Origin of the sequence: Thioclava sp. UBA3469, assembly GCF_002378135.1 — a bacterium.
Taxonomy (GTDB): Bacteria; Pseudomonadota; Alphaproteobacteria; order Rhodobacterales; family Rhodobacteraceae; genus Thioclava; species Thioclava sediminum.
Genome location: NZ_DFRG01000132.1, coordinates 15,327 through 41,203, shown reverse-complemented (window position 1 = coordinate 41,203; position 25,877 = coordinate 15,327). Strand labels below are relative to the sequence as shown.

Sequence of the window (25,877 nt, the reverse complement as noted above, 5' to 3'; positions counted from 1 at the left end):
CCGCGCGCCCGAGCGCGCCAGCCGCGAAGACTTGGCTGAGAGCATGGGCAGCGTCCTGATGCGCGCCTTCCGCGATCCTTCCTATACGCTGATCTTCCTCGGCTTCTTCTCCTGCGGCTACCAACTGGGCTTCATCACCGCGCATTTCCCCGCGATGGTGACCGAGATGTGCGGTGCGGTGCCGCCCGGATCGCTGCTCGCCGGGATCGGGATCGAGACGACCTCGGCGCTTGGCGCGGCGGCGATCTCGGTAATCGGGCTGGCCAATATCGTGGGCACGATCTACGCGGGCTGGGCGGGCAAACGCTGGTCGAAGAAATACCTGCTGGCCGGGATTTACCTGCTGCGCACCTTCGTCGCGGGCGCCTTCATCCTGACGCCGATGACGCCCGCGACGGTGCTGATCTTCTCGCTCGCGATGGGGGCGCTGTGGCTGGCGACCGTGCCGCTGACTTCGGGGCTCGTCGCGCATATCTACGGGCTGCGCTACATGGGCACGCTTTACGGGATCGTCTTCTTCTCGCACCAGGTGGGCGCCTTCCTCGGCGTCTGGCTGGGCGGCAAGCTCTACGACATCTACGGCGATTACACGCTGGTCTGGTGGGTCGGCGTGGGCGTCGGCGCCTTCTCGGCCATCGTGCACCTGCCGGTGCGCGAGAAACGAGTGGAGCTTCAGCCCGCCTGATCGAGAAGCGCGCGCAGCCCTTCGCGGTAATCCGGGTAGCGGAGCGTAACGCCAAGGTCGCGCTTGATCTTGTCGTTCCGCACCCGCTTGCTCTCGGCATAGAAGCTGCGCGCCATCGGGCTCAGATCGGCCTCATCGAACGGCACCTCGGGCGGTAGCGGCAGGTCGAGCAGCTCGGCGGCATAGGCGATCACGTCCTGCGGCGGCGCGGGATCGTCGTCGCAGACATTATAGACCGCGCCCGGATCGGGATGCTCGATCGAGGCCAGCAACACCTGCGCGATATCTTCGACATGGGTGCGCGAGAAGACCTGCCCCTCCTTGACGATCCGCCGGGCCTTGCCCTGCCGCACCTTCTCGAAGGGCCCGCGCCCGGGGCCATAGATCCCCGCGAGCCGAAAGATATGCAGCGGCAGGTCATGGGCTGCGGCCAGCGCGCCCCAAGCCGCCTCGGCCTCCACCCGCGCCTGTCCGCGCTTGGTCGAGGGGGTCAGCGGCGTTGCCTCATCGACCCAGCCGCCCGCGTGATCGCCATAGACGCCGACCGTCGAAAGGTAGCCGATCCACTCCAGATGCTGCGATGCAGCAATTTCGGAATGCTGCGCAGCGAGAACCGGGTCTCCCTCGGGTCCCGGGGCCACGGAACTCAGCAAATGCGTCGCCTGATCGAGCGGCAGAGGCCCGCCTTCCCAGACCAGTGGCTCAACCCCTTCGCTGCGCAGCATTTCGGCCTTCTCTACGCTGCGCGTGGTCCCGATCACCCGCCAGCCGCGCGCCAGAAGAAGCGGCGCAAGCGCACGGGCCGAATAGCCATGTCCGATGGAAAGAAGCGTCGGCATCACGGCCCCCTTTGCGTTTCTGTCATCCGTCATAGGTAGAGGCTGTGTGAAGGCATAACAACGTCTCTTGAACCTTCCCGCACGCAATGACAGGCTTGGACATGGAACAGAAGAACAAGATCAAATCCTGGCCCGAAGCCGCACCGCGATTGATTGCCGTGGCTGCCGGGCGCGAACCCGCCGACCTCGTGATCCGGGGTGGCAAATGGGTCAATGTCCACACGCGTGAGGTTCTCGAAGGCTACGATATTTCCGTGGCCGAGGGGCGATTTGCCGCCGTGGCCCCAGATCTGTCGGACAACATCGGACCCGACACCGAAGTGATCGAGGCCGAGGGGCGCTACATGGTGCCGGGCCTGTGCGACGCGCATATGCATATCGAGAGCGGTATGCTCACGCCTGCCGAATTCGCCGCCGCCGTGATCCCGCATGGCACGACGAGCATGTTCACTGATCCGCATGAGATCGCCAACGTGCTGGGGCTCGACGGCGTGCGGATGATGCATGACGAGGCGCTGATGCAGCCGGTGAACATCTTCACCCAGATGCCCTCCTGCGCGCCTTCCGCGCCGGGGCTGGAGACCACCGGGTTCGAGATCACCCCCGAGGATGTGGCCGAGGCGATGACATGGCCCGGCATCATCGGTCTGGGTGAGATGATGAACTTCCCCGGCGTGATCAATGCCGACCCGAAGATGCTGGCCGAGATCGCCGCGACGCAGAACGCGCATAAGACCGTGGGCGGTCATTACGCCTCCCCCGATCTGGGCGCGCCGTTCCGCGCCTATGTCGCGGGCGGGCCCGCCGACGATCACGAGGGCACCTGCGAGGCCGACGCGATCGCGCGGGTGCGCAACGGGATGCGCTCGATGATGCGGCTGGGCTCGGCGTGGTATGACGTGGAGACGCAAATTACCGCCGTCACCGAGAAGGGTCTCGACCCGCGCAATTTCATTCTGTGCACCGATGACTGCCACTCGGGCACGCTGGTGAATGATGGGCACATGAACCGCGTCTTCCGCCATGCGGTGGAGTGCGGGGCCGATCCTCTGGTCGCGCTGCAGATGTGCACGCTCAACACCGCGACCCATTTCGGGCTCGAGCGCGAGCTGGGCTCGATCACCCCGGGCCGCCGGGCCGATGTGATCCTGACCTCGGATCTGGCGACCATGCCGGTCGAGCAGGTCATCGCGCGGGGCAAGACCGTCGCGAAGGATGGCAAGCTGCTGGCCGAGTGCCCGCATTACGACTGGCCCAACAGCGCCCGCAACACGGTGCATCTGGGCAAGACCCTGACGGCAGCGGATTTCGAGATCAAAGCGCCGGAAGGTGCGAACACCGTCACCGCCCGCGTGATTGGCGTGGTCGAAAACCAGGCCCCCACCAAGGCCCTGACGGCGGAGCTGGACGTGACCGACGGGCTGGCCCAGCCCGACACCGCCAAGGACATTGCACAGATTGCGCTGGTAGAACGCCATCAGGGCACCGGCGGCGTCACCAACGGCTTCGTCTCGGGCTTCGGCTACAAAGGGCGCATGGCGATGGGCTCGACCGTGGCCCATGATAGCCACCACATGATCGTGGTCGGCACCGATCGCGAGATGATGGCTGCCTGCGCCAACGCGCTTGGCGAGATGGGCGGCGGGGTCTCCGTCTGGAAGGACGGGGAAGAGATCGCCGCAGTGCCGCTGCCGATCGCAGGGCTGATGTCGGACGATCCGGCCCAAACGGTTGCCGCGCGCGCCGCCAAGATGGTCGAGGCGATGGGCGCCTGCGGCTGCACTTTGAACAACGCTTACATGCAGCATTCGCTGCTCGCGCTCGTCGTCATTCCCGAGATCCGCATTTCGGATCTGGGCCTCGTCGACGTGACGCGTTTTGAACTGACGGATCTTTTTGAATGAACGAAACACTTGAACTTATCATCCCCGACGCAGCCCCTGCGGAGAGCTTCACCGATGCCGCCGAGGCCGTAGCCCGGCTCGAGGCGCTCTACGACGAGGCGACCGCCTTCCTGCTCGAGAAATTCAACGAGACGCTCGAGAGCAAGACCGCGCGGAACCGCTTTCGCGCCTTCTACCCGGAAGTGCGCATCTCCGTCTCCTCGCATATCAAGGCCGATAGCCGCTTGAGCTTCGGTCATGTGGCGCTGCCGGGCACCTACACCGCGACGATCACGCGGCCCGACCTGTTCCGCAATTACCTGACGCAGCAGCTGGGCCTGCTGATCAAGAACCACAATATCCCGGTAACGATCGGCCCTTCGGACACCCCGATCCCGGTGCATTTCGCCGTGGCCGCGCATCCGGAAGTGACCGTACCGCAGGAAGGCGTGCTCGACTTCTCGCTGCGGGACGTGTTCGACGTGCCCGACCTTGCGGGGATGAACGACGATATCGTCAACGGCATGGCGGGGCCGAACCCGGACGGATCGGGGCACCTCGCGCCGTTCACCGCGCAGCGCGTGGATTACTCGCTCGCGCGGCTGTCGCATTACACCGCCACCAAGGCCGAGCATTTCCAGAACCACGTGCTGTTCACGAACTACCAGTTCTACGTGGACGAGTTCGAGGCCGTCGCGCGCCGCCTGCTGGGCGACAAAAATTCGGGCTACACGAGCTTCGTCGCCCCCGGCAATCAGGAGATCACCGACCCGCAGGATGAGATCCCGGGCCTCGCGAAATTGCCGCAGATGCCCGCCTATCACCTCAAGCGCGCCGATGGCGGCGGGATCACGCTGGTCAATATCGGCGTCGGCCCGTCCAATGCGAAGACCGCGACGGACCATATCGCCGTGCTGCGCCCGCATGCCTGGCTGATGGTAGGGCACTGCGCGGGTCTGCGTAATTCGCAGCAGCTGGGCGACTTCGTGCTCGCCCACGCCTATCTGCGCGAAGACCACGTGCTCGACGACGACCTGCCCGTCTGGGTGCCGATCCCGGCGCTGGCCGAGATCCAGATCGCGCTGCAGGAAGCGGTGGCCGAAGTGACGAAACTGGAAGGCTACGAGCTGAAGCGGATCATGCGGACCGGCACTGTCGCGACCATCGACAACCGCAACTGGGAGTTGAGAGACCAATCCGGCCCGGTCCATCGCCTGAGCCAGTCGCGCGCGGTTGCGCTCGATATGGAAAGCGCGACGATCGCGGCGAATGGCTTCCGTTTCCGGGTGCCCTACGGCACGCTTCTCTGCGTCTCGGACAAACCGCTGCATGGCGAGCTGAAGCTGCCGGGCATGGCGACCGAATTCTACCGCACGCAGGTGGCGAGCCATTTGCTGATCGGCATCCTCGCGATGGAGAAACTTCGCGAGATGCCTCTGGATCGGATTCACAGCAGGAAATTGCGTAGCTTCGAGGAAACAGCTTTTCTGTGACGTGGGAAAAACCCGCCCATTCTGGGAAAAGGGCTTGCCATGCTCAATAAAAACGTGTGGAACATGGCCCACCAACCGTGCAACGCGGACGAAATTGACCCTGGATTACCGGGGCGGAGAGAGGAACGAATATGTCGAAACCGATGACCAAGACCCAGCTGGTGGCAGCCCTCGCCGAGGCGATGGACGCCGACAAGAAGACGGCTTCGGCCGCACTCGACGCGATCACCGACGTCGTCACCAAAGAAGTGTCGAACGGCGGCGCCGTTACCCTGCCGGGCATTGGCAAAGTCTACTGCCGCGAGCGCCCCGAGCGCATGGTCCGCAACCCGGCCACCGGCGAGCAGATGCAGAAGCCGGCTGACAAGCAGGTCAAAGTGACCGTGGCGAAAGCGCTCAAGGACAGCGTTAACTCCTGATCGCAGGACTCTCTCAATCGAGGGACAGCCAATTTTTTAGGGCGCTCGCGAGCAATCGGGGCGCCCTTTTTCAGGCCCGGAGGAAAGATGGATCTGCGCGCGATCGGAATGGGGCTCGCCTTTGCCCTGATGTGGTCTTCGGCTTTCACGTCCACGCATATCATCGTGGCAGAGGCTCCGCCCCTTGCAGCCCTTGCCCTGCGCTTCGCCCTGTCCGGGGGGATCGGCATCGCGCTGGCACTGGCCTTCGGCCAAAGCTGGCGGCTGAGCCGGGCGCAATGGCGCGCCACGATCATCTTCGGAATTTGCCAAAACGCGCTCTACCTAGGGTTTAACTGGGTCGCGATGACCACGGTCGAAGCCTCGGTCGCGGCGATCATCGCCTCGACCATGCCGCTGATCGTCGGCGCACTCGGCTGGATCGTCTTCCGCGACCGGATTCCCCCTCTCGGCATCGCCGGGCTGGTGGCAGGCTTCGCGGGCGTCGGCATCATCATGGGCGCACGGCTGCAAGGCGGGATCGACCCGTTCGGGCTCGGCCTCTGCGTCGCGGGCGCACTGGCCCTGGCGGTGGCGACGCTCACCGTACGCGGCGCGAGCGGCGGCGGTGGCGGCGTGCTGATGATCGTCGGCCTGCAGATGCTGGTGGGGGCTGTGAGCCTCGCCGTGGTGTCCGCCTTCACCGAGCATCTTGTGGTCGAAGTGACGCCGACACTGGCGCTGGCCTTCACCTACACGGTGATCGTGCCGGGGCTGATGGCGACTTGGGTCTGGTTCCGCCTCGTAGGTCGCATCGGCGCGGTGCGCGCAGCGACCTTCCACTTCCTGACGCCGGTCTTCGGCGTCGCGATCGCCTGGGCGGTACTGGGCGAGCATGTCGACTGGCACGACGCGCTTGGCGTGCTGGTGATCGCAGGCGGCATTCTTGCAGTGCAGATCTCAAAGCAAGAGGCGCGGAGGTAACCCCCCGCGCCCCTGCACTTCACGCCCGGCAATTCACGAACCGCGCAGCACCTGCAGCAGCTCCAGCGTGGCGTAGCCATCGGGCGGCAGACCGCGCGACTTCTGGAAGGCCACGATCGCCTTCGACGTATTCGCGCCGATCTTGCCATCGGTGCCGTCCGTATCGAAGCCCGCCGCGGTCAGCCGTTCCTGCAGCTCGACCTTCTGCTTGGAACTGAGCGGCTTGCCCGTGCGGGGCCAATCCTGCACGAAGGGCCCCTTCCCTTTCAGACGATCCGACAGATGCCCGACGCCGATCACGTAGCTATCGGCGGAGTTGTAGCGCGAGATCGCGCGGAAGTTGCCGAAGATCATGAAGGCCGGTCCCTTCGCGCCCGCAGGCACGAGGATCGACGCCGAGCCGTAATTCGGCACCGTGCCGCCCGTGGCCGAGCGCACGCCAAGCGCCGCCCAGTCGGCGGGGCTCTTCTTCGTGCCCTTGCCGGTGAGGCCGTAGTTGAAGCCAGAGGGCAGGATGACCTCGACGCCCCAAGGCTGCCCCTTCGACCAGCCCGAGCGCGCCAGATAGGCCGCCGTCGAGGCCAGCGCATCGGTCGGATCTTCCGACCAGATATCGCGCCGACCATCGCCGGTGAAATCGACCGCGTAAGACAGGTAGGAGGTCGGGATGAACTGCGTGTGGCCCATCGCCCCGGCCCAAGAGCCGGTCATGTGCCGCTCGTCCACGTCGCCCGACTGAATGATCTTGAGCGCCGCGATCAGCTGCTTGGCGAAGAACTCGCCGCGCCGCCCGTCATAGGCAAGCGTCGCAAGCGCGGGGATGATCGCCGTCTTGCCACGATAAGCGCCGTAGCGGCTCTCCATACCCCAGATCGCGACGACGACCTCTTTGTCGACACCGTATTTGCGCTCGATCGCGTTCAGCTGCCGGTCGTATTGCCGCAGCATCTGCTTGCCGGTTGCGACGCGCTCATCCGAAACCGCGCTATCGAGGTAATCCCAGATCGACTTGGTGAATTCCGATTGGTAGCGGTCGCGCTCGATCACCTTGGGATTGTAGCGCACATCGGCCATCGCGCGGTTCCAGGTGTATTCGGTGATGCCGTTGGCCAGCGCACGGGATTTGAAGCCCGCGAGGAAGGACTCGAAACGCGCTTCCGTCGCGGCGTCCGTCGGCGGGATCGGGTCCGCCACGGGCGCGCTGCCCCGCGCCAGCGGCCGGGGCGAGGATTCGGGAGGCCCCGCACAGGCCGAAAGCGCAGAAAATGCTATAAATGTCAGTGGGATGATCTTGCCGGGAATTGCCATGGTGCCTGCTCGCTGTTTTGCTCTTTGAACCAGTGTATCAACGGTTCGTGAGGTTTCAACGGGCGTCACATGACACTCTAAGGCTTACTGGAGCGGCTTCTTGTCGTTGCCGAAAAACGGCTCCATCTGGGCAATGATCACGGAGTTCTCGTCGAGCGCACGTTGCATCAATTCACGTTCCGCATCGTCGATCTCATGGCCCTGTTTCTCGCGTTCCGCGAGCGTGCCGTAACCCGTGACGTCAAGCGGCGCCATCTCGGCCTGCTTGAGGATCGCCACGGTCTCGCGCACGGCCTCTGCCTCGTCCACGCCCGAGGCATAGCACAACAGCCCCGCCCCGGACGCGCCTTTCGGCAGACCGTCATTGGGCGAACGACCAACCTCGACCAGCAGGGTGAAGACCTGCTGGCGCGAGGGTTTCTTCTGCGGCTTTTCCGGCTTCTCAGTCACGCAGCAGCTCGTTGATGCCGGTCTTCGACCGGGTTTGCGCATCGACGCGCTTCACGATCACCGCGCAATACAGGTTGATGCCGTTCTTGGACGGCATCGAGCCCGACACGACGACCGAATAGGGCGGCACTTCGCCATACATCACGTCGCCGGTCTCGCGGTCGACGATCTTGGTCGACTTGCCGATATAGACGCCCATGCCCAGCACCGAGCCTTCGCGGACAATGCAGCCTTCGACGACTTCCGAACGCGCGCCGATGAAGCAGTTGTCTTCGATGATGGTCGGGCCGGCCTGCATCGGCTCCAGCACGCCGCCGATACCGACGCCGCCGGAGAGGTGGACGCCCTTGCCGATCTGCGCGCAGCTGCCGACGGTGGCCCAGGTGTCGACCATCGTGCCCTCGTCGACATAAGCGCCGAGGTTCACGAAGGAGGGCATCAGCACCACGCCCGGCGCGATATAGGCCGATTTGCGCACGATGCAGTTCGGCACGGCGCGGAAACCGCCGGCCTTCCATTCCTTATCGCCCCAGCCTTTGAACTTGCTGTCGACCTTGTCCCACCAGTGGCCGCCCTGCGGGCCGCCATCCTGCTGCTCCATGTCCTTCAGACGGAAGCCGAGCAGAACCGCCTTCTTGGCCCATTGGTTCACATGCCAGTCGCCGTTCTCGCGTTTCTCCGCAACACGCAGCTCGCCGCGATCCAGCGCGTTGAGCGTATCTTCGATGGCCTCGCGGGTCTCACCGCCGGTCGAGGGCGTGATGGTGTCGCGGGCTTCCCAAGCGGCTTCGATTGCAGTTTCGAGCGCGGCGTTCGACATGGGCAAATCCTCTTTCAGGTGGCCTTTACAGCGTTCACGCTATAGTTGGTCAAAGCGAAACGCGCAATGAGCAGGTGCCCCATGAAGGACGACACGACGCATTCGTTCCGCCACTCGCGGGACGACGCGCAGACCGCAAAGAATATTCCCGACACGCCACAGACCCGCGCGCCCGCCTATCGGCTGGCCTATACGGATGTGGATTTCATGCTGCGCGACGAGCTGCGCCCGGTGCGGCTGCAGCTCGAATTGCTCAAGCCGCAGCTGATCATGGACGAGCGCGGCATCGAGTCGACCATCGTCATGTTCGGCGGCGCGCGCATCCCCGCGCCCGAGAACAAGGCCAACGCGAAAACCGAATATCTCGCGGAACTGTCGGGCTACTACGAAGAGGCGCGCATCTTCGCGCGCGAGATGACCGAACGCTCGATGCAGGAATACGGCCGAGAGAACGTGATCTGCACCGGCGGCGGCCCCGGCGTGATGGAGGCGGGCAATCGCGGTGCGCATGAGGCGGGTGGTCAGTCGATCGGCCTCAATATCGTGCTGCCGCATGAGCAGGCGCCGAACGAATACGTCACGCCCGACCTGACCTTCAACTTCCACTATTTCGCGATCCGGAAGATGCATTTCCTGATGCGCGCCCGCGCCGTGTGCGTCTTCCCCGGCGGCTTCGGCACGCTCGACGAAATGTTCGAGGCGCTGACCCTGATCCAGACGGGCCGGATGTCGAGAATCCCCTTCATCCTGTTCGGGCGCCAGTTCTGGGAAGAGATCATCAACTGGGATCGGCTGGCCGAGGCCGGGACGATCTCGCCCGAGGATCTCGATCTGGTCAGCTTCGTCGAGAGCGCCAAGGACGCGGTCGCGATTATCGACAACTGGAATTACGAGAACTGCTGAGGCGCGGCGCTCAGGCCTTCGCCTCGGCGCTGACCTCGGGCAGTTGCGCGCGGTGCTCATGGCTTGCGCGCGCTGCCGCCACCAGCGCCCGGAACAGCGCACGCTGCCGGTGCGCATAGGTCAGGTATTCCGGGTGCCACTGAACGCCCAGCGCGAAAGGCTCCTCGACCCGCTCGACTGCCTGCACCATCCCCGAGCCGTCGCGCGCCGCGACCCGTAGCCCGTCGCCCAGGCGATCCACGGCCTGACTGTGCAGCGCGTTGACCCGCATCGGCGCGAGCCCTGCCAGCGCACCGAGCCGCGAGCCGGGTTCGACGCGCACATCCTTCTTCGGCAGAAGCGTCGTATGTTTATGCGCGTTGTAATGATCGTAGGCGTCCTGATGCAGATCGCCGCCCAGCGCGACATTGATCATCTGCGCGCCGCGGCAAATTCCCAGAACCGGTTTGCCCTGCGCCATCGCTTCCTCGACGAGGCATTTCTCCAGCTCGTCGCGCGCCGGGTCGAGCACCGCGCTCGCGATCAGATCGCCGCCATAGAGTTCGGGTGAAATGTCATCGCCGCCGCCCACGATCACGCCATCGACATGCTGCACCTCGGCGCGCTTGCCAGCGACCCAGCGAACCGAGCGACCGCCCGCCAGCCAGACGCCGAAGGCGATGAACGGGTAAACCCGCCACCCGGTGCGACGCGATGTCGATATGCCGATCAGGGGCTTCATCTATGCCCGGCAAGCCTCAGAATTTTCTCGCAGGTCTCGACCCATTTCCCACCCAGCAGATGGAATTCGGTCTTCGCCGTCAACCATTCGCGGCACATCAGGCCCAACAGCTCGGGCTCCGCCGCGAGCGTCTCCACGAACCACCAGCGCCGCCATTCGCTGTCGAGCGACCAGGTCTCATCGTCGATGCGGCAATCGGGCAGACGGAAATGGAAGGCGGGACGCGGCGAGACCGTGCCACCCTTCCCTTCCTCCGGCGCGATCAGATCGGGGCGAAGCTCGCAGAAGATCGGCAGCATATCCAGCCCGTGGTTCCGCGACAGCGTGTGCTTGCGATAGGTGACGATCACCTCGTCGAGCGCAGCATCCGGGCCGAGCCGCGCCAGATCCTCGATCAGCTTCTTCGGATAAGGCGCGGTGAAAGGCAGCACTTCGCGCGTCCTCTCGATCGGCCAGGTCTCCCGCATCCATTCCTCGATCAGCGCGAAGGCCAAGAGCGGGCGGACGATATCCTCAGCCTTGTGCGATGCGATCTCGGGATTGAGGTGAAGGCCGAACCCATAGAGCAGAGACCGCCCCGTACCTTGCGCGCCTTCGCTGCGCAGCAATTCAATGAAATCAGAGAGTTGCAGAAGGCCTTCGCGGTCCAGCGGCTCGGTCACGATCTCGACCGGAATGACCTCGCGCCCGATGCGCAGACCAAGTTCCTTGAGCGAGCTATCGGCTTGCTTGCGCACCGAAATGTCGAGATAGACCTGCAGATCGCCGAGCTTCGTACCGGTGACTTCCCAGTCCTGACCGTCGCTGCGCCGCGCCTCGCCCCCCAGAGCCTGCGCGGCGATTTGCGCGATGCGCGCCTCGGTGAGTCCGGCAAACTCGATCTCCACGCCAGTGCGGCGCGGCTTTCCCTCGGCATTACAGGGCTTTGGCAGCGGGGCGATGGCCTCTCGCGTCATGACGTCTCCGGTTACTTCCCACACGCAGCGTCAATGCAGAAGCGGCGAAGCGGGTTCCCTTAAAGCCCCGCTTCCGACTGAATCTGCGCCCGCGATTTGCGCGCCCGCTCGGTCGCCGATTTCAGCTGACCGCAGGCGGCCATGATGTCCTCGCCGCGCGGCGTGCGGATCGGCGAGGCATAGCCCGCCTTGTAGATGATGTCGGCGAAGCTCTCGATCCGCTCCCAATCGCTGCGCTCATAGGGCGCGCCGGGCCATTCGTTGAACGGGATCAGGTTGATCTTCGCGGGAATACCACGGATCAGCTTCACCAGACGGCGCGCGTCCTCGTCGCTGTCGTTCACACCCTTGAGCATGACGTATTCGAACGTGATCCGCTCGGAGTTCGACAGGCGCGGATATTCCCGCAGCGCGTTCAGCAGCGTCTCGATATTCCAGCGCTTGTTGATCGGCACCAGCTTGTCGCGCACCTCGTCGGTCGTGGCGTGGAAAGACACCGCCAGCAGACAGCCGATCTCCTCGGCGGTCTTCGCAATCTCCGGCACGACGCCCGAGGTCGACAGCGTGATCCGGCGGCGGCTGAGGCTGATGCCTTCACCATCCATCACGACCTGCATCGCGTCGCGCACGTTCTCGAAGTTATAAAGCGGCTCACCCATGCCCATCAGAACGACGTTCGACACCAGACGGGTCTCGTTCTTCGGGCTGTTCTTCTCGGGCCATTCGCCAAGATCGTCGCGTGCGAGCATCACCTGCCCGACGATCTCGCCGGGCGTCAGGTTGCGCACGAGTTTCTGCGTACCGGTGTGGCAGAACGAACAGGTCAGCGTGCAGCCCACCTGGCTCGAGATGCACAGCGTGCCGCGGCTTTCCTCGGGGATGTAGACCGCCTCGACCTCGTGGCCGCCCGCGATCTTCAGGAGGTATTTCCGCGTCCCGTCCTCGGAGACCTGCTTCGACACGATTTCGGGGAGGGTAATCTCAAATTTCTCGTCCAGCATCGCCCGGTAATCCTTGGCGAGGTTGGTCATCGCCGCGAAATCGCGCACGCCCCAGTAATAGAGCCACTGCCAGATCTGGCCGACGCGCATCTTCGCCTGCTTCTCGGGCGTGCCCGCCTCGATCAGCGCCGCGCGCAGCTGGTCACGGGTGAGACCGATGAGGTTCACCTTGCCGCCTTCGGGCAGCTTGCGCGGGATCGTGTGCACGTCTTGCGTGATCGGAGCCTGAGACTGGGTCATCGCATGTTTCCTTGAAATGAGGCGCCTCATATAGGGGATTCGCCCCTGCATTAACAGGGGGCGTCGCGCTTTTGGCTCGAACGCGAAAACCCCGGCGCATGGCCGGGGCTCCAATGTCAGGCGCGAGGGCGGCTTACTGGCAGCGCTGCTCGGCTTCGGTGGTCGCGGCGGTGAAGCCCATCAGCGAGAACGTGTCCTCGGTCTGGGTACCACGGCTCGAACGACCGGTCAGTTTCACGTCGGACCCGGCCTTGAGCGCGCCGATGATCTTGGCATCTTCTTCCGGCGATCCGGCCCAAGCGCCACCACCGTCGGTGAAGAGCGTGTATTTCTGACCGCCGACTTCGAGATCGACCGTCGAGCCATCCGCGAAAGGATAGCCGCCCATGAACGAAATCTCGGGCTTCTTGCCCGGACGGTAGGTCACGAACAGCAGGATATCCCCGCGGTTCACCTGCACGACCTTGCCGCCTTTGGTGTTGACCGTCTTCTTCGGTTTCGACACGCCCCAGCACTCTTTCGGATCGTTATCGACGAAGACGCTCCAATCGGTATTCGCCGCGACGCGGTTGGTGCTTTCCTGCGCCATTGCGCCATGCCCCGCCCCGATCATGAGCGCGGCGACCGCCGCGATCCGCAGACCCTTCATCATCATGCTTACAGCCTCCAGCTGTCAGGTTGCCTCTGCATCGCCCGGGCCGGTCACCCTGTTTTCGGTGGCGAATGCGTTTTCCTCTCGATAACACTCATTTAACCTAAAAAAGCCTAGGGGTAAAACCCCGCGATGGCGAGATTTCGCGCATAGGAGGCAGGCGATGACGGCACCGGAGGCAATGATCGAGCTGTGGCGCGGGGGGATGTGTGAATCCGTCCATCATGGCCATGCGGTGATCTTCGGCCCGGAGGGGATCGAAGCCTCCTGGGGCGATCCCGAAGCCGTTATTTTTCCGCGCTCATCCGTGAAGATGATCCAGGCCCTGCCGCTGCTGGAAAGCGGCGCGGCGGAGGCCGCCGGGCTGACGACGCGCCAGCTCGCCCTCTCCTGCGCGAGCCATTCCGGCGCGCATATGCACCGCGCGGCGGTCGAAGACTGGCTCGCGACGCTTGGGCTGGACGATGACGACCTGCGCTGCGGGGCGCATCTGCCGCGCGACAAGGCCGAGAAGAAGCATCTGATCTGCTCGGATCACGCGCCTTGCCAAGCGCATAACAATTGCTCGGGAAAACATGCCGGGTTCCTGACGCTGAACAAGCATCTGGGCAGCGGCCCTGACTATGTGGAGATCGATCACCCCGTGCAGCGGGCCGTGAAATCCGCCTTTGAAGAGGTGACCGAAGAGACCTCGCCGCGCTACGGGATCGACGGATGCTCGGCCCCGAATTTCGCGACCAGCCTCGCCGGTCTCGGCCGCGCGATGCAATTCTTCGCGGCGGCGACCTCGGACGGCGATCTGCGGGCGCGCGCTGCGACCCGTCTGGTCGACGCGATGATAGAGCATCCTGAGCTCGTCGCGGGCGAAGGCCGCGCCTGCACCGAGATCATGCGAGAGTCGAACGGGCGCGTCGCCGTCAAAACCGGTGCGGAAGGCGTCTATGTCGCCATACTTCCGGATCAGAAGCGCGGCGTCGCTCTGAAGATCACTGATGGCGCGACCCGGGCCTCGGAAGCGGCTATGATCGCGCTGCTCATCCGCCTCGGTGCGCTCGATGCCAACGCGCCCGTGGTGCATCGTAGATTGACCGGCCCGATCACCAATTGGCGCGGTCTGAAAACGGGCGAGCTGCGCCGTGCCGCGCAGTTTCCTTAAAGCCTAGAGCCGAAGCGAAAGGCGCTGCGCCCCCGCGTTTTGCAACAGGCTGAGCGCGACATTCTGCGACGAGACGCTGATCATGCTAGAGAGCTGCGCACGAAGCAAATAATCCCGCGTCAGGACCTCCAGTGTCTCGGGCCTGGAAAGCTCCGCGGGGTCGGCGGTGCCATAGACGCGTTGCGCCTTGGACATATAGATCTCGCGCTGCTGATCGACATCAAGCGCGCCAACGCTGGGTGGCAGGTTGAGCGCGGTCTGGAACACCCTGCTCAGGGATGGCGATCCGATAATCGTGTACCACTTCGCAGTCTCGGACATATCCTTCGCCCCAAGCTCAGGAAGGTCGCGCTGCAACGACATCGCCATGCGCAGGTCATTATCGACCTCGCCAACCGCGACCTCGAATTCTCGGGTTTGAAATTTCGTCAGAATCTCGTCTGCGAAAGTCGAAAGCTTCGTTCGCGGAACGGAGTAATCTCCGAAACCGAAGGCCGTGGTCAGCGCGAGGTAGCTTTTGTCCGACAGCTTGTTGGCCAGCGCCGTCCTGTCCAAAGAGCCTTCCTCGAGCACTTTTCGGATGAAGTATTTATTGTCGAAATCCGCATCGAGACCGAATGCGCCGAGCGCCACACCGAGCAGACGCCGATCATCTACCAAAGCCTTCGCCGTATCGATCTGTCCGATCGTCTCCCGGAAATAGCTATCGAGGCGTTGGTTTTCCGTCGACGCCGCGAAAGCGGCTTGCTGCGTCTCCATCGTGCGCGAGAGAAACCGCCACCCTGCAAACCCGGAGAAAGGGACGACCGGCTGATACGTCATGACGCGCCTGCGGCGAGGAGGCGTTCCTCCCGTGGAAGAAGCGTGCGCAGTGCTTTCAGCGCTTGGTAATGCTGGTTCTCGATCACGGCGAGCGTGGCTGCATTGAGCTGCGCACGGCTATCTTGATCCTTGAGAACTTGACTGAGCTGCTCGATCCCCCGAAGCAACTGCATCTTCGCCTCTTGCGGATCGGTGTCACCGGAGAGCACGAGCTGCGCGATATAGCAAACCCGACGGACCGGGGTGTTGACCTCTCCGGGATGGATCGCGTCGCGCAGCCGAAGAATGTTTGCGTTCGGCGTCATGATCGCGAGTCGCGATCGGCGATCCCCATTTTCGATGACGGCACCGTTGATCAGCACTCTCTCTTTCGGGGCGAGTTTCAGAACGAGACCGCTCATTGCTTTGCCCCGTCTTGGCGCAACCCGCGCATGATGGCGGTGTTCACGTCGATCAGCGCATCGACCGACCGGTCTTGCGAAAGCACGAGGCGGCTATGCGCCTGCGTGAACTCGTGCAGGAAAAAGATGCGGGCGCGAAGATCTTGCGGCAAGCCATTCTCTGGATCGGCAACATCCGCCGCAAGCGCGGTCCAGAGGCGGCGGTTTTCGAAGATCGCTTCTGCCAGCGCGGCAAAAGAGGCATCTTGCGAAGAGACCTGTTTGAGGCGGCGCGTGATGCGGGCGAAGAGTTCGAATTCGAGCCCTCGCGGCGTGCGCATCGGCTGGCTGGGATTGGAATAGGCCGTTTTGGCCAAAGTCGTCGCGTACACGGGAAATCCTTCCGGTGACTGAAACTGATCATGCGCGCGGCACATGAGGGAAGCGGGGGCGCCAAGTCAGGCGCCCCTACCCGAGCCTTAGCGGAACAGCGAGAGGATGTTCTGCGGCTGCTGGTTGGCGATCGAGAGCGCCTGAATGCCCAGCTGCTGCTGCGTCTGCAGCGCCTGAAGACGGGCCGAAGCCTCTTCCATGTCAGCGTCAATCATCGAACCGATACCCGCTTTGAGCGAGTCGCTGAGGCTGGAGATGAAATCGGCTTGCGTGCCGATCCGTCCCTCCACGGAACCGAAGGACGATGCCGCGTCGGTTGCGGTCTGGATCAGCGTTTCGATATTGGAGAGCGCCGCGGTCGCCCCCGCATCACTGGTCACGTCGATCGATGCGACCGCGCCGAGGCCGCCTGCCCCCGCATTGACGAATTGAGACACGATCGTAAGGTCTCCCGCCAGATCGGCGATACCGTCATTTTTGAAGGTGAGAGTCGAATCGCTGGTGGTGCTGACACCGGCCGTGAAGTCGACTTGAAGGTTGGCGATACCCAGCGCGTCGATTGCCGATTTGAGGCCTGCTGCGATCAGGTCGGTGCGCGCAGTTCCAGTCTGCGCCGCGTCTGCCGCCGAGAGCGTGTAGCTGACGGTTTGGTCACCCAGGGTAACCCTGACGCTATCACCCGCAGCCCAGCTCACCGTATCATCAAGTAGGAGATCTTTACCGGTTCCATCCGCTTTGGCGAGGGTCGTTGCGGCAACGTCCTTGTCGGTGGACACCCCGTCGGACGCTGTGAAGGCAGCTTTGGCGGAATACCCACCGACCGACAGGTTCTGCGCGGCGACGTCGATATGACTTGCAGAGACGGTGCCGTCCGACGCGCGATCGAGCGAAGACAGAACCTTGACCGTCGCGGCCGAAGAGCCATCGACCAAGTTCAGCCCGTTAAACTGCGCCGCCCCGACCACCGAGGTCAATTGTTCCTGCAAGGCGTCGATATCGGTCTGGATCTTGTCGCGATCTACGTTCGATTCCTGCGCGGCGACGATTTTGGTTTTCATATCCGTCAGCAGGTCGGTGACGGTTTCGGCCGCCTTACGAGCGACGGCAACGGTCGATTCGCCCAGTGCGAGGCTGTCCGAAATGCCAGAGAAGCTCTTAACGTCGGATTCCATGACCTTCGAAATCGCCCAGACAGCCGCGTTGTCTTTCGCTGAGCCGACGGATTTGCCGGTCGAGATTTCGGATTGAGTGGTGGCGAGGCCGGAATTGATCCCTTTGAGGGTCTGCAGCGCGACCATCGCGCCGGTATTCGTCAGAATGCTGGACATGATTTATCCCTTTAGTGTCGACGCTTTGCGTCACTCGATTGAAAAGCCGCGTGTTCGGCGCGGCACTCAAGGCTTTCTGACCAATGCGCCTCCTGAGCTGTGAAGCGCGCCATCGCTTGGATGCGTCGCCACCATGGCCCTCCAAAGGCTAACAATCTGCTAAGTCCCTCCCCCGATCTCTCCACAAATTCCTTTCATGATTAACAGCTTATGCACGACGCTCGAAATCTCCGCTGCCGCGACGGATGGGCTGCGCTCGCCCTTGCTCGTCATAAGATTCGAAGCCTTTCGCCGCCGTCACGATCGTTTTCAAACGAGCCTGCGCCGCACGAACCCCGGCAAGCGCTGAGGCCAATAGCGTCTGATTTTCGCGCGCAAGCGCACGGATTTTTTCGACCGTGTCGCGATCAAGTTTCGTTAGCGCGGCCATCGCGCGCTCCTTTCGCTCCCTAAGCCCAACAAGATCCGAAAAATCCGCCGAACGGATCGCTTCCCGTTCGAGCCGTAGCAAAGAGACCAGCTCTTCCGCAGTATTCGTATCAGGCATCCTGTCCTCCGTTCTTGAGCGATTCGAAAATGGTTTCCGCGAGGCCAATTCCCCCGGCCTCAACCATGGCCTTGGACTGCTCGGCTCTCAGGAAGGACGCGAATTGCTCTTCGCCAATTCCGCCGCTGAAAGCGCCGCTTGCGGCTGTCATGCCCACCTCTTTGAGCATTTCCGAAAGGAACCCGGCCTCTAGCGCCTTCGCTTGCGCAAGCAGCTTGGCATCATGCGAAGAGAGACCAGCCGCGTGCGGCAGCGGTGATACGGTCGGACTGTGCATCGAACTCTCCAGTTGCAGATAATTTTCTGCACTCTGCCAGTCGGGCGTAAAGAATCGGTAAGTTCCTGCGGCGATAGTGGCCTCGACACAGACAGAAGTCGTGAGGACCATGATTCCCTTTCCGATTCCAGAAACGCCGAAAGGCCCGAGCGGCCATCTCAAGGCAGCAGCGAGACCTACCGATACGGCGGAGTCGCCGGGCGGAACCTTCACGCTTGAAGAAGAGGCCGCACCAAAAACCGTCGCAATCCCTCTTGGCGTTAACTTGGTTGAGGAGCCGGAGGGAGGCGCCGACAAGGACCCGCAGTGTGAGGCTGAAGATGCTCAAGTAGCGCCGACGAGCGGATCCGGCGCTCGAGAATTGGCTGGCAGCGATTCTGGGATTGCGCTGCCCGGTCCGCAGGGCCCGTTCGGCCCGACGCGGTCGGCGCTCACAGTCGACCCGGACCATCCCACAAAGCTCGATGGTCAAAAGAAGCCCGTGGAACGCATTGTCTCGCATGATGGCCGCGCGACGTCTCGACTGAACGAAAAAGGAGACCGGGAGAGGGTTTCGCTCGCTCACACGGAGACGGACAAAATAGAGGCGAATATCCCTGACACGGCTTCGGAAAGCTCATTGCGTTCTGTGCAACTCTCGAACGTGATGACCGTCCAGCCGCAGATCAGCGCACAAAACGCTGGCTTCGTGAAAGATGGAACGCTCTCAATACTCGTTAGAAATGATGCGGCGACCGTTGCGCCTCACGATGCGAGCGGTCGGGTGCAAAGGTCTACTGAAACTGGCAGAAATTCGGCGGTAGTTGTGTCGTCAAAACCCGAGGTGTTTGTCCCCGGGATTGATAGCGCTCAAAGTGCCGAGCCCGCATCGAAAGTTCCGACGCTCACAGCATCCGATGCAGAGGGGACAAAGGCAGGGAACGTTGAAATCAAAAGCACACCGCAGGAGAACGCAACTAGCTCGGGCCCTCTTCGTCCCGACGGTCGTTCAGAAATGGCGCTTCTGCGGGGCCCGAAGGCCGCGCCTTCTTTCCATTCACCTGCTGCAACACATAACCCTCTGGCAGGCAAACAACCTGAAAGCGCGCCCGTCTTTGGACAAAATAGCGCCCAAACCCAACCGACCGAAGCGTCAACTGGGGTTGCGCGCACCGATGCTCCAGAAACTGATCCGAAGCTGACCGGGATGCAGAGACGCGCAGGACACCAGGCAGCACCGGCCTTCTCTCCACTGCCCTCCACGCTCGCCGAGCCGCCCAGTGCGAAAACGCGAGCATCAAAGGCTGCAGACAGCAAAGTGAGCGCTAAGGAAGCACCGCAGCCCGTCGAGGCAAGCGTTGTCTCTTCGAGACTGCAGCAGGTCGCGAACGCAAATGCCCCACAGCACGAACTTGCGACCGAGGCCTCCGCCCCCCCTTCAACTGTCGGCGCCTCTGGAGCGATTGCGCGCCCTCAGCCTCAGCAGAACATGTCACCGATACTGAGCGTCGCACAAAGCGATGCGCCGCAGCATGAAAAGGCCGTGGCGCCCGAGAGGTCGACCCGGCTGGAGGCCGCACCTCTCCCTTCGGGTGCCATACCCTATGCGTCACCCGCGCGCGCTCCGAAACGCATAGATCATGCACGGACAACCTATCTCACGACGGCGGAACTGGGCGCGGCCAAAACCAATATGGACGACGCCGAGCTGACCGCCACGCGGGTCCATGTCGGTGAGACAGCAGAGACATGGGCCGCGGGCTCCGCCCCTCTGATCACCGCGTCGGGTGGGTCCGGGCAGACAAGCGCGGCGGCGACACCCGCACCCGCTTCGATCGCGCAGTCGATCGCCCATCAGATTGGGATCTCACTGCCACGGATGCCCGATCGACCGGTGGAGATTGCGCTCTCTCCGGAGGAGTTGGGCCATGTACGCATGACCCTCCATGCGAGCCAGAATGGCATGACGGTGGCGATACAGGCTGACCGCGCCGAGACCCTCGACCTCATGCGCCGCCATATCGAAACCCTCGCGCGTGAGATGCACGACATGGGCTATGGCTCGCTCGATTTTCAGTTCAGCCAGCGCGACGAGCGTCCGCAGCAACGGCCCGACATGCTCGACGGCTTGGGCGCAGGCCCGGACCTAGACCCAATTGAGACGCCGATTGCCCCGACCCCACGCGCGACCGCGCGCCTCGCCCCCCCGCAAAGCGGGCTCGATCTGCGGATGTAGGAGACGACCATGACCACCACTTCCCCCATCACCTCGCCTGCCACCGCCACGTCGGCCGTTACCGCCGCGGAGAATGGCACCGGCACCAAAGCCCCCTCGGCGCTGAGTTCGGATTTCGAGACTTTTCTGACGATGCTGACCGTTCAAATGAAGAACCAGGACCCGCTCAACCCGATCGAAAGCGCGGATTTCGCGGTGCAGCTCGCGACCTTTTCGGGCGTCGAACAGCAGGTGAAGACCAACGACCTTCTGACCGCTCTGTCTGGCCAGATCGGGCTCGGCGGGTTGAGCGAACTGGCGGGTTGGGTCGGGATGCAGGCGCGTGCCGAGGCGCCGAGCTACTTCGACGGCGCGACGCCCGTGGATCTCACGCCAGACGCGCGATCGGGGGCCGATGCCGCGGTTCTCGTGGTCACGGATTCCACCGGGCGTCAGGTCGCGCAGAAACCGATCTCGCCCGCACTCGACAGCTATGCCTGGGACGGCACGAACGACGCAGCTCAGGCACTGGACGCAGGGCAATACAGTTTCGCGCTGCAAAGCTACGCCTCGGGAAGCTTGATCGGCACCGACCCGGTCGCGGCCTACACGCGCGTGACCGAGGTGCAATCAGGCGCGGACGGCGCGCTGCTCACGCTTGAAGGCGGCGCCACGATCGCCGCGGACACGGTCAGTGCGTTGCGAGAGGGTTAAAGCAACCGACCCAGCACCACGCCCAGCAACAGCAGGGCCGTCCCGGCAGAGATCAGCGCAGCATAGCGCCAGCGGGTTACCGTCACGGGGGTCGGCGTCGGTTCGGTCTGCTTGCGGATCGCCGCCTTTACCAGATCGGGGAGTTCCGGCCCGAAACGGCCCAGAACCTGCACCGTCTTGCGCAGGTCATTCGCGATGGCGCGCGGACCGAGGCTTTCGCGGATATATTTCTCCACGACCGGCTTCGCGACTTCCCACATGTTCAGAGACGGATGCAGAGAGCGCGCGACGCCCTCGACGACCACCATGGTGCGCTGCAGCAAGATCAGCTGTGTCTGGGTCTGCATCCCGAACCGCTCGGTCACCTCGAAGAGATAGGCCAGAAGCCGCGCCATCGAGATATGCGCCGCATCCATCCCGAAGATCGGCTCGCCGACAGCGCGCAGCGCCAGAGCGAACTCGTCGACATCGCGATCGGCAGGGACGTAACCGGCCTCGAAATGCACCTCCGCCACGCGCTTATAGTCGCGCTGGATGAAGCCCATGAGAATCTCGGCATAGACCCGGCGGGTATATTCGTCGATCTGCCCCATGATCCCGAAATCATAGGCGAGAATATCGCCATTCGCGGCCACTTTGAGATTGCCGTGATGCATGTCGGCATGGAAAAAACCGTCGCGCAGCGCATGGCTGAGGAACAGCTGCAAGACGCGCTCGCCGGTGGCCTTGAGGTCATGACCTGCCGCGCGCAGCCCGTCAGGGTCGCCCATCGGCAGCCCCTCGGCCCAGTCGAGCACCATCACCCGCTTGGCCGAAAGGTTCCAGACCGGCTGCGGCACGAGGAAGCCAGCATCGCCTTCGGTATTCGCGCCGAATTGCGAGGCAGAGGCCGCTTCCAGACGCAAGTCCAGCTCGCCCATAACGACGGATTCGAAATGCTTGATCACCTCGCTCGGGCGCAAGCGGCGCGAGGCGGGCGAAATCCGTTCGATCATCGCGGCGGCGAAATGGAACGCGTCGAGATCGCGGCGGAAAGCGCGCTCGATCCCCGGACGCAGCACTTTCACCGCGACGCGCTCGCCCGTATCGGCGCGGCGTGCGGAATGGACCTGCGCGATCGAGGCGGCGGCGACAGGCTCGGAAAACTCCATGAACAGCTGATCGGCGGGCGCACCCAGTTCTTCCTCGACCATGCGTTTGGCCACGGAAGTCTCGAAGGGCGGCAGCTTGTCCTGCAGCACACGCAGCTGATCGGCGAGCTCCGAGCCGACCACGTCGGGCCGTGTCGAGAGGACCTGACCGAACTTGATATAGGCCGGGCCCAGCGCAGTGATCGCACGCGTCACCGGCGGCAGTTCCGGATCGCCCTTGTAACCGAGCCACGCGAAGGGCGCGCTGATCGCATAGGCCACGGCGCGCAGCCGCGGCGGCGCGTCCATCGCTTCGAGCGCCTGATGCATCGCACCCGTGCGGATGAAGGTCGCGCCCGTCCGGATCAGGCGCCAGATATTATGGGGTCCGCGCATCGGTTAAAGTTTCCAGCCCGAATGCAGCGCCGCGATCCCCATCGAGAGGTTCCGGTAGGAGACATTCTCGAACCCGGCCTCGCGGATCATCTGCGCGAATGCCTCCTGCGTCGGGAATTTGCGGATCGATTCCACCAGATACTGATAGCTGTCGCGGTCATTCGCGACGATCTCGCCCATCTTCGGGATCACGTTGAAGGAATAGAGATCATAGGCCTTCTGCATCATCTCGTTCGGAATCTGGCTGAATTCGAGCACCATGATCCGCCCGCCGGGCTTGAGAACCCGGTAGGCTTCCTTGAGCGCATCAGGAATGCGCGTCACGTTCCGGATGCCGAAAGAGATCGTGTAGACGTCGAAGGAGTTATCCGCGAAGGGCAGCGCCATCGCATCGCCAACGACCCAGTCGAGACTGTCGGCCATGCTTTCGGCCTCGGCGCGCTTGCGGCCTTCGACCAGCATCGATTCGGTCATATCGCAGACCGTGGCGTGGCCCGAGCCTGCGCGCTTGAGGAAGCGGAAGGATACATCGCCCGTGCCGCCCGCCACATCGAGCAGCTTCTGACCCGGTCGCGGCGCGAGCCAATCCATCATCGCATCTTTCCAGACGCGGTGGATGCCCATGCTCATCAGGTCGTTCATGATGTCGTATTTCGATGCCACTCGCGAAAACACGCCGTGAACCATGCCTGCCTTGGCATCTTCGTCCACGGTCTGAAAACCGAAATGCGTGGTCTTTGATTGCTCTGCGCTCATGGGCCCTTGCCGTTCCTCATTTCACCCCCTTCTTATAGGGGCCCTTTGCCCCAAGACAATGCGATGAGGAGGAACAATGCCCGAATTGCCCGAGGTCGAGACGGTTCGTCGCGGGTTGGTCCCGGCCATGGAAGGCCATCGGATCGAGCGCGCCGAAGTCAATCGGCCCGACCTGCGCTGGCCCCTGCCCGAGCGGATGGCGGAGCGGCTGCAAGGTGCCCGCATCGACCGTCTGCGGCGACGGTCGAAATACATCCTCGCCGATCTCGACAGCGGGGAGAGCCTGCTGATCCATCTGGGGATGTCCGGGCGGATGCTGGTGTCGGGCGTGACGCTCGGCGAATTTCACCTCGATCATCCGGCGCCCGCCAAGCACGATCACGTTGTTTTGCACATGTCCGGCGGCGGGCGCGTGACCTTCAACGATGCGCGCCGGTTCGGAGCGATGGATCTGGTGCTGACCGAGCGTGAGCAGGCCCATTGGCTGCTGGCGGGGCTGGGCCCAGAGCCCTTCGGCAACGACTTCCACGAAGACTATCTGGTCGAGGCGCTCAAACGCCGCGCGACCCCGATCAAATCCGCGCTGCTCGATCAGCATGTCGTGGCGGGTCTGGGCAACATCTATGTCTGCGAAGTGCTGCATCGGGCAGGTATCGATCCGCGCCGTCAGGCGAAGCGGATCTCGAACCTACGGCTCGCCTCGCTCGTGCCGATTATCCGCGAGGTGCTGACCGACGCGATCTCGGCCGGCGGCTCGTCCCTGCGCGACCATCGTCAGGCGGATGGGGAACTGGGATACTTCCAGCACAGCTTCCATGTCTACGACCGCGAGGACACGCCCTGCACCACCTGCGCCACCCCGATCCGGCGCATCGTTCAGTCGGGACGTTCGACCTTTTTCTGCCCGTCTTGCCAGAAATGACGCAGCGCTCCAGCCTCATAAGACGCTTGATCTGATTTGATGCTCTGCTAGGAGTCCCGTTCAGAGACAAGGAAAGGCAAGACCGAATGGCCTACCAGACCCTGATCGTCGAGATCGAGGATTACGTTGCCCTGATCCGGCTCAACCGCCCCGACGCACTGAACGCCCTGAACTCCCAATTGCTGGGGGAACTGGCCGAGGCGCTGAAATCGGCGGAAGAGAATGACAAGGTGCGTTGCATCGTCATCACCGGTTCGGAAAAGGCCTTCGCGGCTGGCGCAGACATCAAGGAAATGTCGGAAAAGAGCTTCGTGGACATGTTCACGAGCGACTTCTTCGGCAAGGAAGCGGATGCCATCAACCGCATCCGCAAACCGATCATCGCTGCGGTGGCGGGCTACGCGCTCGGCGGCGGTTGCGAACTGGCAATGATGTGCGATTTCATCATCTGCGCGGAGAACGCCAAGTTCGGCCAGCCCGAGATCAATCTCGGCGTGATTGCCGGGATCGGCGGCACCCAGCGCCTGACGCGCTTCGTGGGCAAGTCCAAAGCGATGGACATGCATCTCACGGGCCGCTTCATGGATGCGGGCGAGGCCGAACGGTCGGGGCTCGTCAGCCGGGTCGTCCCGAACGCCAAGCTGATCCCGGAGACGATGGCTGCGGCGCAGAAGATCGCCGAGAAGTCGATGCTCGCGACCCGCGCGGCGAAAGAAGCGGTGAACCGCTCCTACGAGACGACGATGAACGAGGGCATCCTGTTCGAGCGTCGTCTGTTCCACGGGCTGTTTGCGACCGACGACCAGAAGGAGGGCATGGCCGCCTTCCTCGAAAAGCGCGAGCCGCAATTCCGCGACAAGTGAGCCCTTTCGGGCCACCAACGCGACACTAGATGGCGGGGCTTCGGCCCCGCTTTTCATTATCCCCCTTTCCCTTTCACGCATTTTGGCTTATCAGGCCGCCTCACATGCGCGTGGAGCCCGCTTAGGCTAGAATCATCTAGGTTCGCTGGAGCCCGGGGTCTGTCGTGCGATTGAAAGATTTGAACAGACCCGGAAAGTGGGAAGATACACATGGCTAACACGCCCCAGTCCAAGAAACGCGCCCGTCAGAACGAGCGCCGCCAAGACGTCAACAAAGCACGTCGCTCGCGCATCCGTACCTTCATCCGCAAAGTCGAAGAAGCCATCACTTCGGGCGACTACGAAGCGGCAACCAACGCTCTGCGCGCGGCTCAGCCTGAACTGGCTCGCGGCGTCACCAAAGGCGTGCTGCACAAGAACACCGCATCGCGCAAAGTCTCGCGCCTCGCTTCGCGCGTGAAGGCCCTCAAAGCCTGATCTGCACTTCCGGAGCGAACTGGCTCGGGAATACGCTGGATTCCTTACTAAAAACGCGTCTGCCTATCTGGCCGGCGCGTTTTTTCTTGGACAATCAACGACTTGATACGAAACTGTTGCAGTTTTGCGCAGCCCCCTCAGATTCGTTTCGGGGAATCTCACGTCAAGCGCAAAGGTCGGTTGCCTGCG

General features: G+C 63.1%; 28 protein-coding genes. 12 read left to right on the top strand and 16 right to left on the bottom strand.

The window, feature by feature from the left end:
- Positions 1–685 (top strand): MFS transporter (locus B3D39_RS10890; protein ID WP_349678089.1); only part of this gene is annotated, 685 nt, incomplete at its 5' end.
- Here B3D39_RS10890 and B3D39_RS10885 read toward each other — a convergent pair.
- Positions 673–1,524, bottom strand: a complete 852-nt coding sequence (locus B3D39_RS10885; protein ID WP_274962722.1) for an SDR family oxidoreductase — start codon at positions 1,522–1,524, stop codon at positions 673–675. The two genes, B3D39_RS10890 and B3D39_RS10885, sit on opposite strands and share 13 nt — an antisense overlap.
- Positions 1,525–1,625: 101 nt before the next feature.
- On the opposite strand from B3D39_RS10885, the gene ade reads away from it, so the two are divergent.
- The 4 genes from ade to B3D39_RS10865 all read left to right on the top strand — a co-directional run bounded on the left by ade (position 1,626) and on the right by B3D39_RS10865 (position 6,282).
- Positions 1,626–3,428 (top strand): adenine deaminase, encoded by a 1,803-nt coding sequence (gene ade, locus B3D39_RS10880; RefSeq protein WP_274962721.1) that lies wholly within the window; start codon positions 1,626–1,628, stop codon positions 3,426–3,428.
- Positions 3,425–4,900 carry an AMP nucleosidase gene (locus B3D39_RS10875; RefSeq protein WP_274962720.1) on the top strand — a complete coding sequence of 492 codons (1,476 nt, stop codon included), beginning with the start codon at positions 3,425–3,427 and terminating at the stop codon, positions 4,898–4,900. The genes ade and B3D39_RS10875 overlap by 4 nt, the downstream gene beginning before the upstream one ends.
- Positions 4,901–5,031: 131 nt before the next feature.
- The gene (locus B3D39_RS10870; RefSeq protein WP_075776797.1) at positions 5,032–5,319 is read left to right on the top strand and encodes an HU family DNA-binding protein; all 288 of its coding nucleotides are present in this window, start codon (positions 5,032–5,034) and stop codon (positions 5,317–5,319) included.
- Positions 5,320–5,406: 87 nt separating this feature from the next.
- The gene (locus B3D39_RS10865) at positions 5,407–6,282 is read left to right on the top strand and encodes a DMT family transporter (RefSeq protein ID WP_274962719.1); all 876 of its coding nucleotides are present in this window, start codon (positions 5,407–5,409) and stop codon (positions 6,280–6,282) included.
- 33 nt (positions 6,283–6,315) lie between these two features.
- Here B3D39_RS10865 and B3D39_RS10860 read toward each other — a convergent pair whose 3' ends face one another.
- The 3 genes from B3D39_RS10860 to dapD all read right to left on the bottom strand — a co-directional run bounded on the left by B3D39_RS10860 (position 6,316) and on the right by dapD (position 8,860).
- Positions 6,316–7,590 (bottom strand): lytic murein transglycosylase, encoded by a 1,275-nt coding sequence (locus B3D39_RS10860; RefSeq protein WP_414717992.1) that lies wholly within the window; start codon positions 7,588–7,590, stop codon positions 6,316–6,318.
- Between the two features lie 84 nt (positions 7,591–7,674).
- The gene (locus B3D39_RS10855) at positions 7,675–8,040 is read right to left on the bottom strand and encodes a hypothetical protein (RefSeq protein WP_078605036.1); all 366 of its coding nucleotides are present in this window, start codon (positions 8,038–8,040) and stop codon (positions 7,675–7,677) included.
- On the bottom strand, positions 8,033–8,860 hold the full coding sequence (gene dapD / locus B3D39_RS10850; RefSeq protein WP_078521584.1) for a 2,3,4,5-tetrahydropyridine-2,6-dicarboxylate N-succinyltransferase: 828 nt from the start codon (positions 8,858–8,860) through the stop codon (positions 8,033–8,035). Before dapD ends, B3D39_RS10855 begins: the two co-directional genes overlap by 8 nt.
- A gap of 81 nt (positions 8,861–8,941) precedes the next feature.
- On the opposite strand from dapD, the gene B3D39_RS10845 reads away from it, so the two are divergent.
- Positions 8,942–9,763, top strand: coding sequence for an LOG family protein (locus B3D39_RS10845; RefSeq protein ID WP_078521586.1), 822 nt, complete (start codon positions 8,942–8,944; stop codon positions 9,761–9,763).
- A 10-nt stretch (positions 9,764–9,773) separates the two neighbouring features.
- Here B3D39_RS10845 and B3D39_RS10840 read toward each other — a convergent pair whose 3' ends face one another.
- The 4 genes from B3D39_RS10840 to B3D39_RS10825 all read right to left on the bottom strand — a co-directional run bounded on the left by B3D39_RS10840 (position 9,774) and on the right by B3D39_RS10825 (position 13,330).
- Positions 9,774–10,484, bottom strand: a complete 711-nt coding sequence (locus B3D39_RS10840; RefSeq protein WP_078521588.1) for a gamma-glutamyl-gamma-aminobutyrate hydrolase family protein — start codon at positions 10,482–10,484, stop codon at positions 9,774–9,776.
- Entirely contained in the window at positions 10,481–11,440 is a 960-nt protein-coding gene (locus B3D39_RS10835; RefSeq protein ID WP_274962718.1) for an amidoligase family protein, read from the bottom strand. The genes B3D39_RS10840 and B3D39_RS10835 overlap by 4 nt, the downstream gene beginning before the upstream one ends.
- A 59-nt stretch (positions 11,441–11,499) precedes the next feature.
- Positions 11,500–12,681, bottom strand: a complete 1,182-nt coding sequence (gene rlmN / locus B3D39_RS10830; RefSeq protein WP_274962717.1) for a 23S rRNA (adenine(2503)-C(2))-methyltransferase RlmN — start codon at positions 12,679–12,681, stop codon at positions 11,500–11,502.
- A gap of 133 nt (positions 12,682–12,814) precedes the next feature.
- Positions 12,815–13,330 carry an invasion associated locus B family protein gene (locus B3D39_RS10825; RefSeq protein ID WP_078521682.1) on the bottom strand — a complete coding sequence of 172 codons (516 nt, stop codon included), beginning with the start codon at positions 13,328–13,330 and terminating at the stop codon, positions 12,815–12,817.
- A gap of 166 nt (positions 13,331–13,496) precedes the next feature.
- Here B3D39_RS10825 and B3D39_RS10820 point away from each other — a divergent pair, with 166 nt between their 5' ends.
- The gene (locus B3D39_RS10820; RefSeq protein ID WP_274962716.1) at positions 13,497–14,489 is read left to right on the top strand and encodes an asparaginase; all 993 of its coding nucleotides are present in this window, start codon (positions 13,497–13,499) and stop codon (positions 14,487–14,489) included.
- A gap of 3 nt (positions 14,490–14,492) precedes the next feature.
- Here the strand turns inward: B3D39_RS10820 and B3D39_RS10815 are convergent, their stop codons facing one another.
- From B3D39_RS10815 to B3D39_RS10790, 6 genes are all read right to left on the bottom strand, one after another.
- Positions 14,493–15,248 carry a DUF1217 domain-containing protein gene (locus B3D39_RS10815; protein ID WP_274962715.1) on the bottom strand — a complete coding sequence of 252 codons (756 nt, stop codon included), beginning with the start codon at positions 15,246–15,248 and terminating at the stop codon, positions 14,493–14,495.
- A 59-nt stretch (positions 15,249–15,307) separates the two neighbouring features.
- A complete protein-coding gene (gene flbT / locus B3D39_RS10810; RefSeq protein ID WP_078571144.1) occupies positions 15,308–15,712 on the bottom strand; it encodes a flagellar biosynthesis repressor FlbT in 405 nt (134 codons plus the stop codon).
- A complete protein-coding gene (gene flaF / locus B3D39_RS10805; protein ID WP_286789674.1) occupies positions 15,709–16,128 on the bottom strand; it encodes a flagellar biosynthesis regulator FlaF in 420 nt (139 codons plus the stop codon). The genes flbT and flaF overlap by 4 nt, the downstream gene beginning before the upstream one ends.
- Before the next feature lie 42 nt (positions 16,129–16,170).
- A complete protein-coding gene (locus B3D39_RS10800; RefSeq protein WP_078571142.1) occupies positions 16,171–17,412 on the bottom strand; it encodes a flagellin in 1,242 nt (413 codons plus the stop codon).
- A gap of 208 nt (positions 17,413–17,620) precedes the next feature.
- Positions 17,621–17,959: a flagellar export chaperone FlgN gene (gene flgN / locus B3D39_RS10795; protein ID WP_143593905.1), complete on the bottom strand. Its 339-nt coding sequence runs from the start codon at positions 17,957–17,959 to the stop codon at positions 17,621–17,623.
- A complete protein-coding gene (locus B3D39_RS10790) occupies positions 17,952–18,236 on the bottom strand; it encodes a rod-binding protein (protein WP_078571317.1) in 285 nt (94 codons plus the stop codon). The genes flgN and B3D39_RS10790 overlap by 8 nt, the downstream gene beginning before the upstream one ends.
- A 109-nt stretch (positions 18,237–18,345) precedes the next feature.
- Between B3D39_RS10790 and B3D39_RS10785 the strand changes: the two genes are divergently transcribed.
- Together B3D39_RS10785 and B3D39_RS10780 are read left to right on the top strand one after the other, a co-directional pair.
- Positions 18,346–20,451: a flagellar hook-length control protein FliK gene (locus B3D39_RS10785; protein WP_274962714.1), complete on the top strand. Its 2,106-nt coding sequence runs from the start codon at positions 18,346–18,348 to the stop codon at positions 20,449–20,451.
- A gap of 9 nt (positions 20,452–20,460) precedes the next feature.
- The gene (locus B3D39_RS10780; protein ID WP_274962713.1) at positions 20,461–21,144 is read left to right on the top strand and encodes a flagellar hook capping FlgD N-terminal domain-containing protein; all 684 of its coding nucleotides are present in this window, start codon (positions 20,461–20,463) and stop codon (positions 21,142–21,144) included.
- Here the strand turns inward: B3D39_RS10780 and ubiB are convergent.
- Positions 21,141–22,670 carry a 2-polyprenylphenol 6-hydroxylase gene (gene ubiB / locus B3D39_RS10775; RefSeq protein ID WP_274962712.1) on the bottom strand — a complete coding sequence of 510 codons (1,530 nt, stop codon included), beginning with the start codon at positions 22,668–22,670 and terminating at the stop codon, positions 21,141–21,143. The genes B3D39_RS10780 and ubiB overlap by 4 nt on opposite strands.
- 3 nt (positions 22,671–22,673) lie before the next feature.
- Positions 22,674–23,426, bottom strand: coding sequence for a bifunctional demethylmenaquinone methyltransferase/2-methoxy-6-polyprenyl-1,4-benzoquinol methylase UbiE (gene ubiE, locus B3D39_RS10770; RefSeq protein WP_274962711.1), 753 nt, complete (start codon positions 23,424–23,426; stop codon positions 22,674–22,676).
- Positions 23,427–23,502: 76 nt separating this feature from the next.
- Between ubiE and mutM the strand changes: the two genes are divergently transcribed.
- From mutM to rpsT, 3 genes are all read left to right on the top strand, one after another.
- Complete coding sequence (mutM, locus tag B3D39_RS10765) at positions 23,503–24,348, top strand: bifunctional DNA-formamidopyrimidine glycosylase/DNA-(apurinic or apyrimidinic site) lyase (protein ID WP_274962710.1); 846 nt, start codon at positions 23,503–23,505, stop codon at positions 24,346–24,348.
- An 86-nt stretch (positions 24,349–24,434) separates the two neighbouring features.
- Positions 24,435–25,211, top strand: a complete 777-nt coding sequence (locus B3D39_RS10760; protein ID WP_075776776.1) for an enoyl-CoA hydratase — start codon at positions 24,435–24,437, stop codon at positions 25,209–25,211.
- A gap of 210 nt (positions 25,212–25,421) precedes the next feature.
- Entirely contained in the window at positions 25,422–25,688 is a 267-nt protein-coding gene (gene rpsT / locus B3D39_RS10755; RefSeq protein WP_078521610.1) for a 30S ribosomal protein S20, read from the top strand.
- Positions 25,689–25,877: the final 189 nt, after the last annotated feature.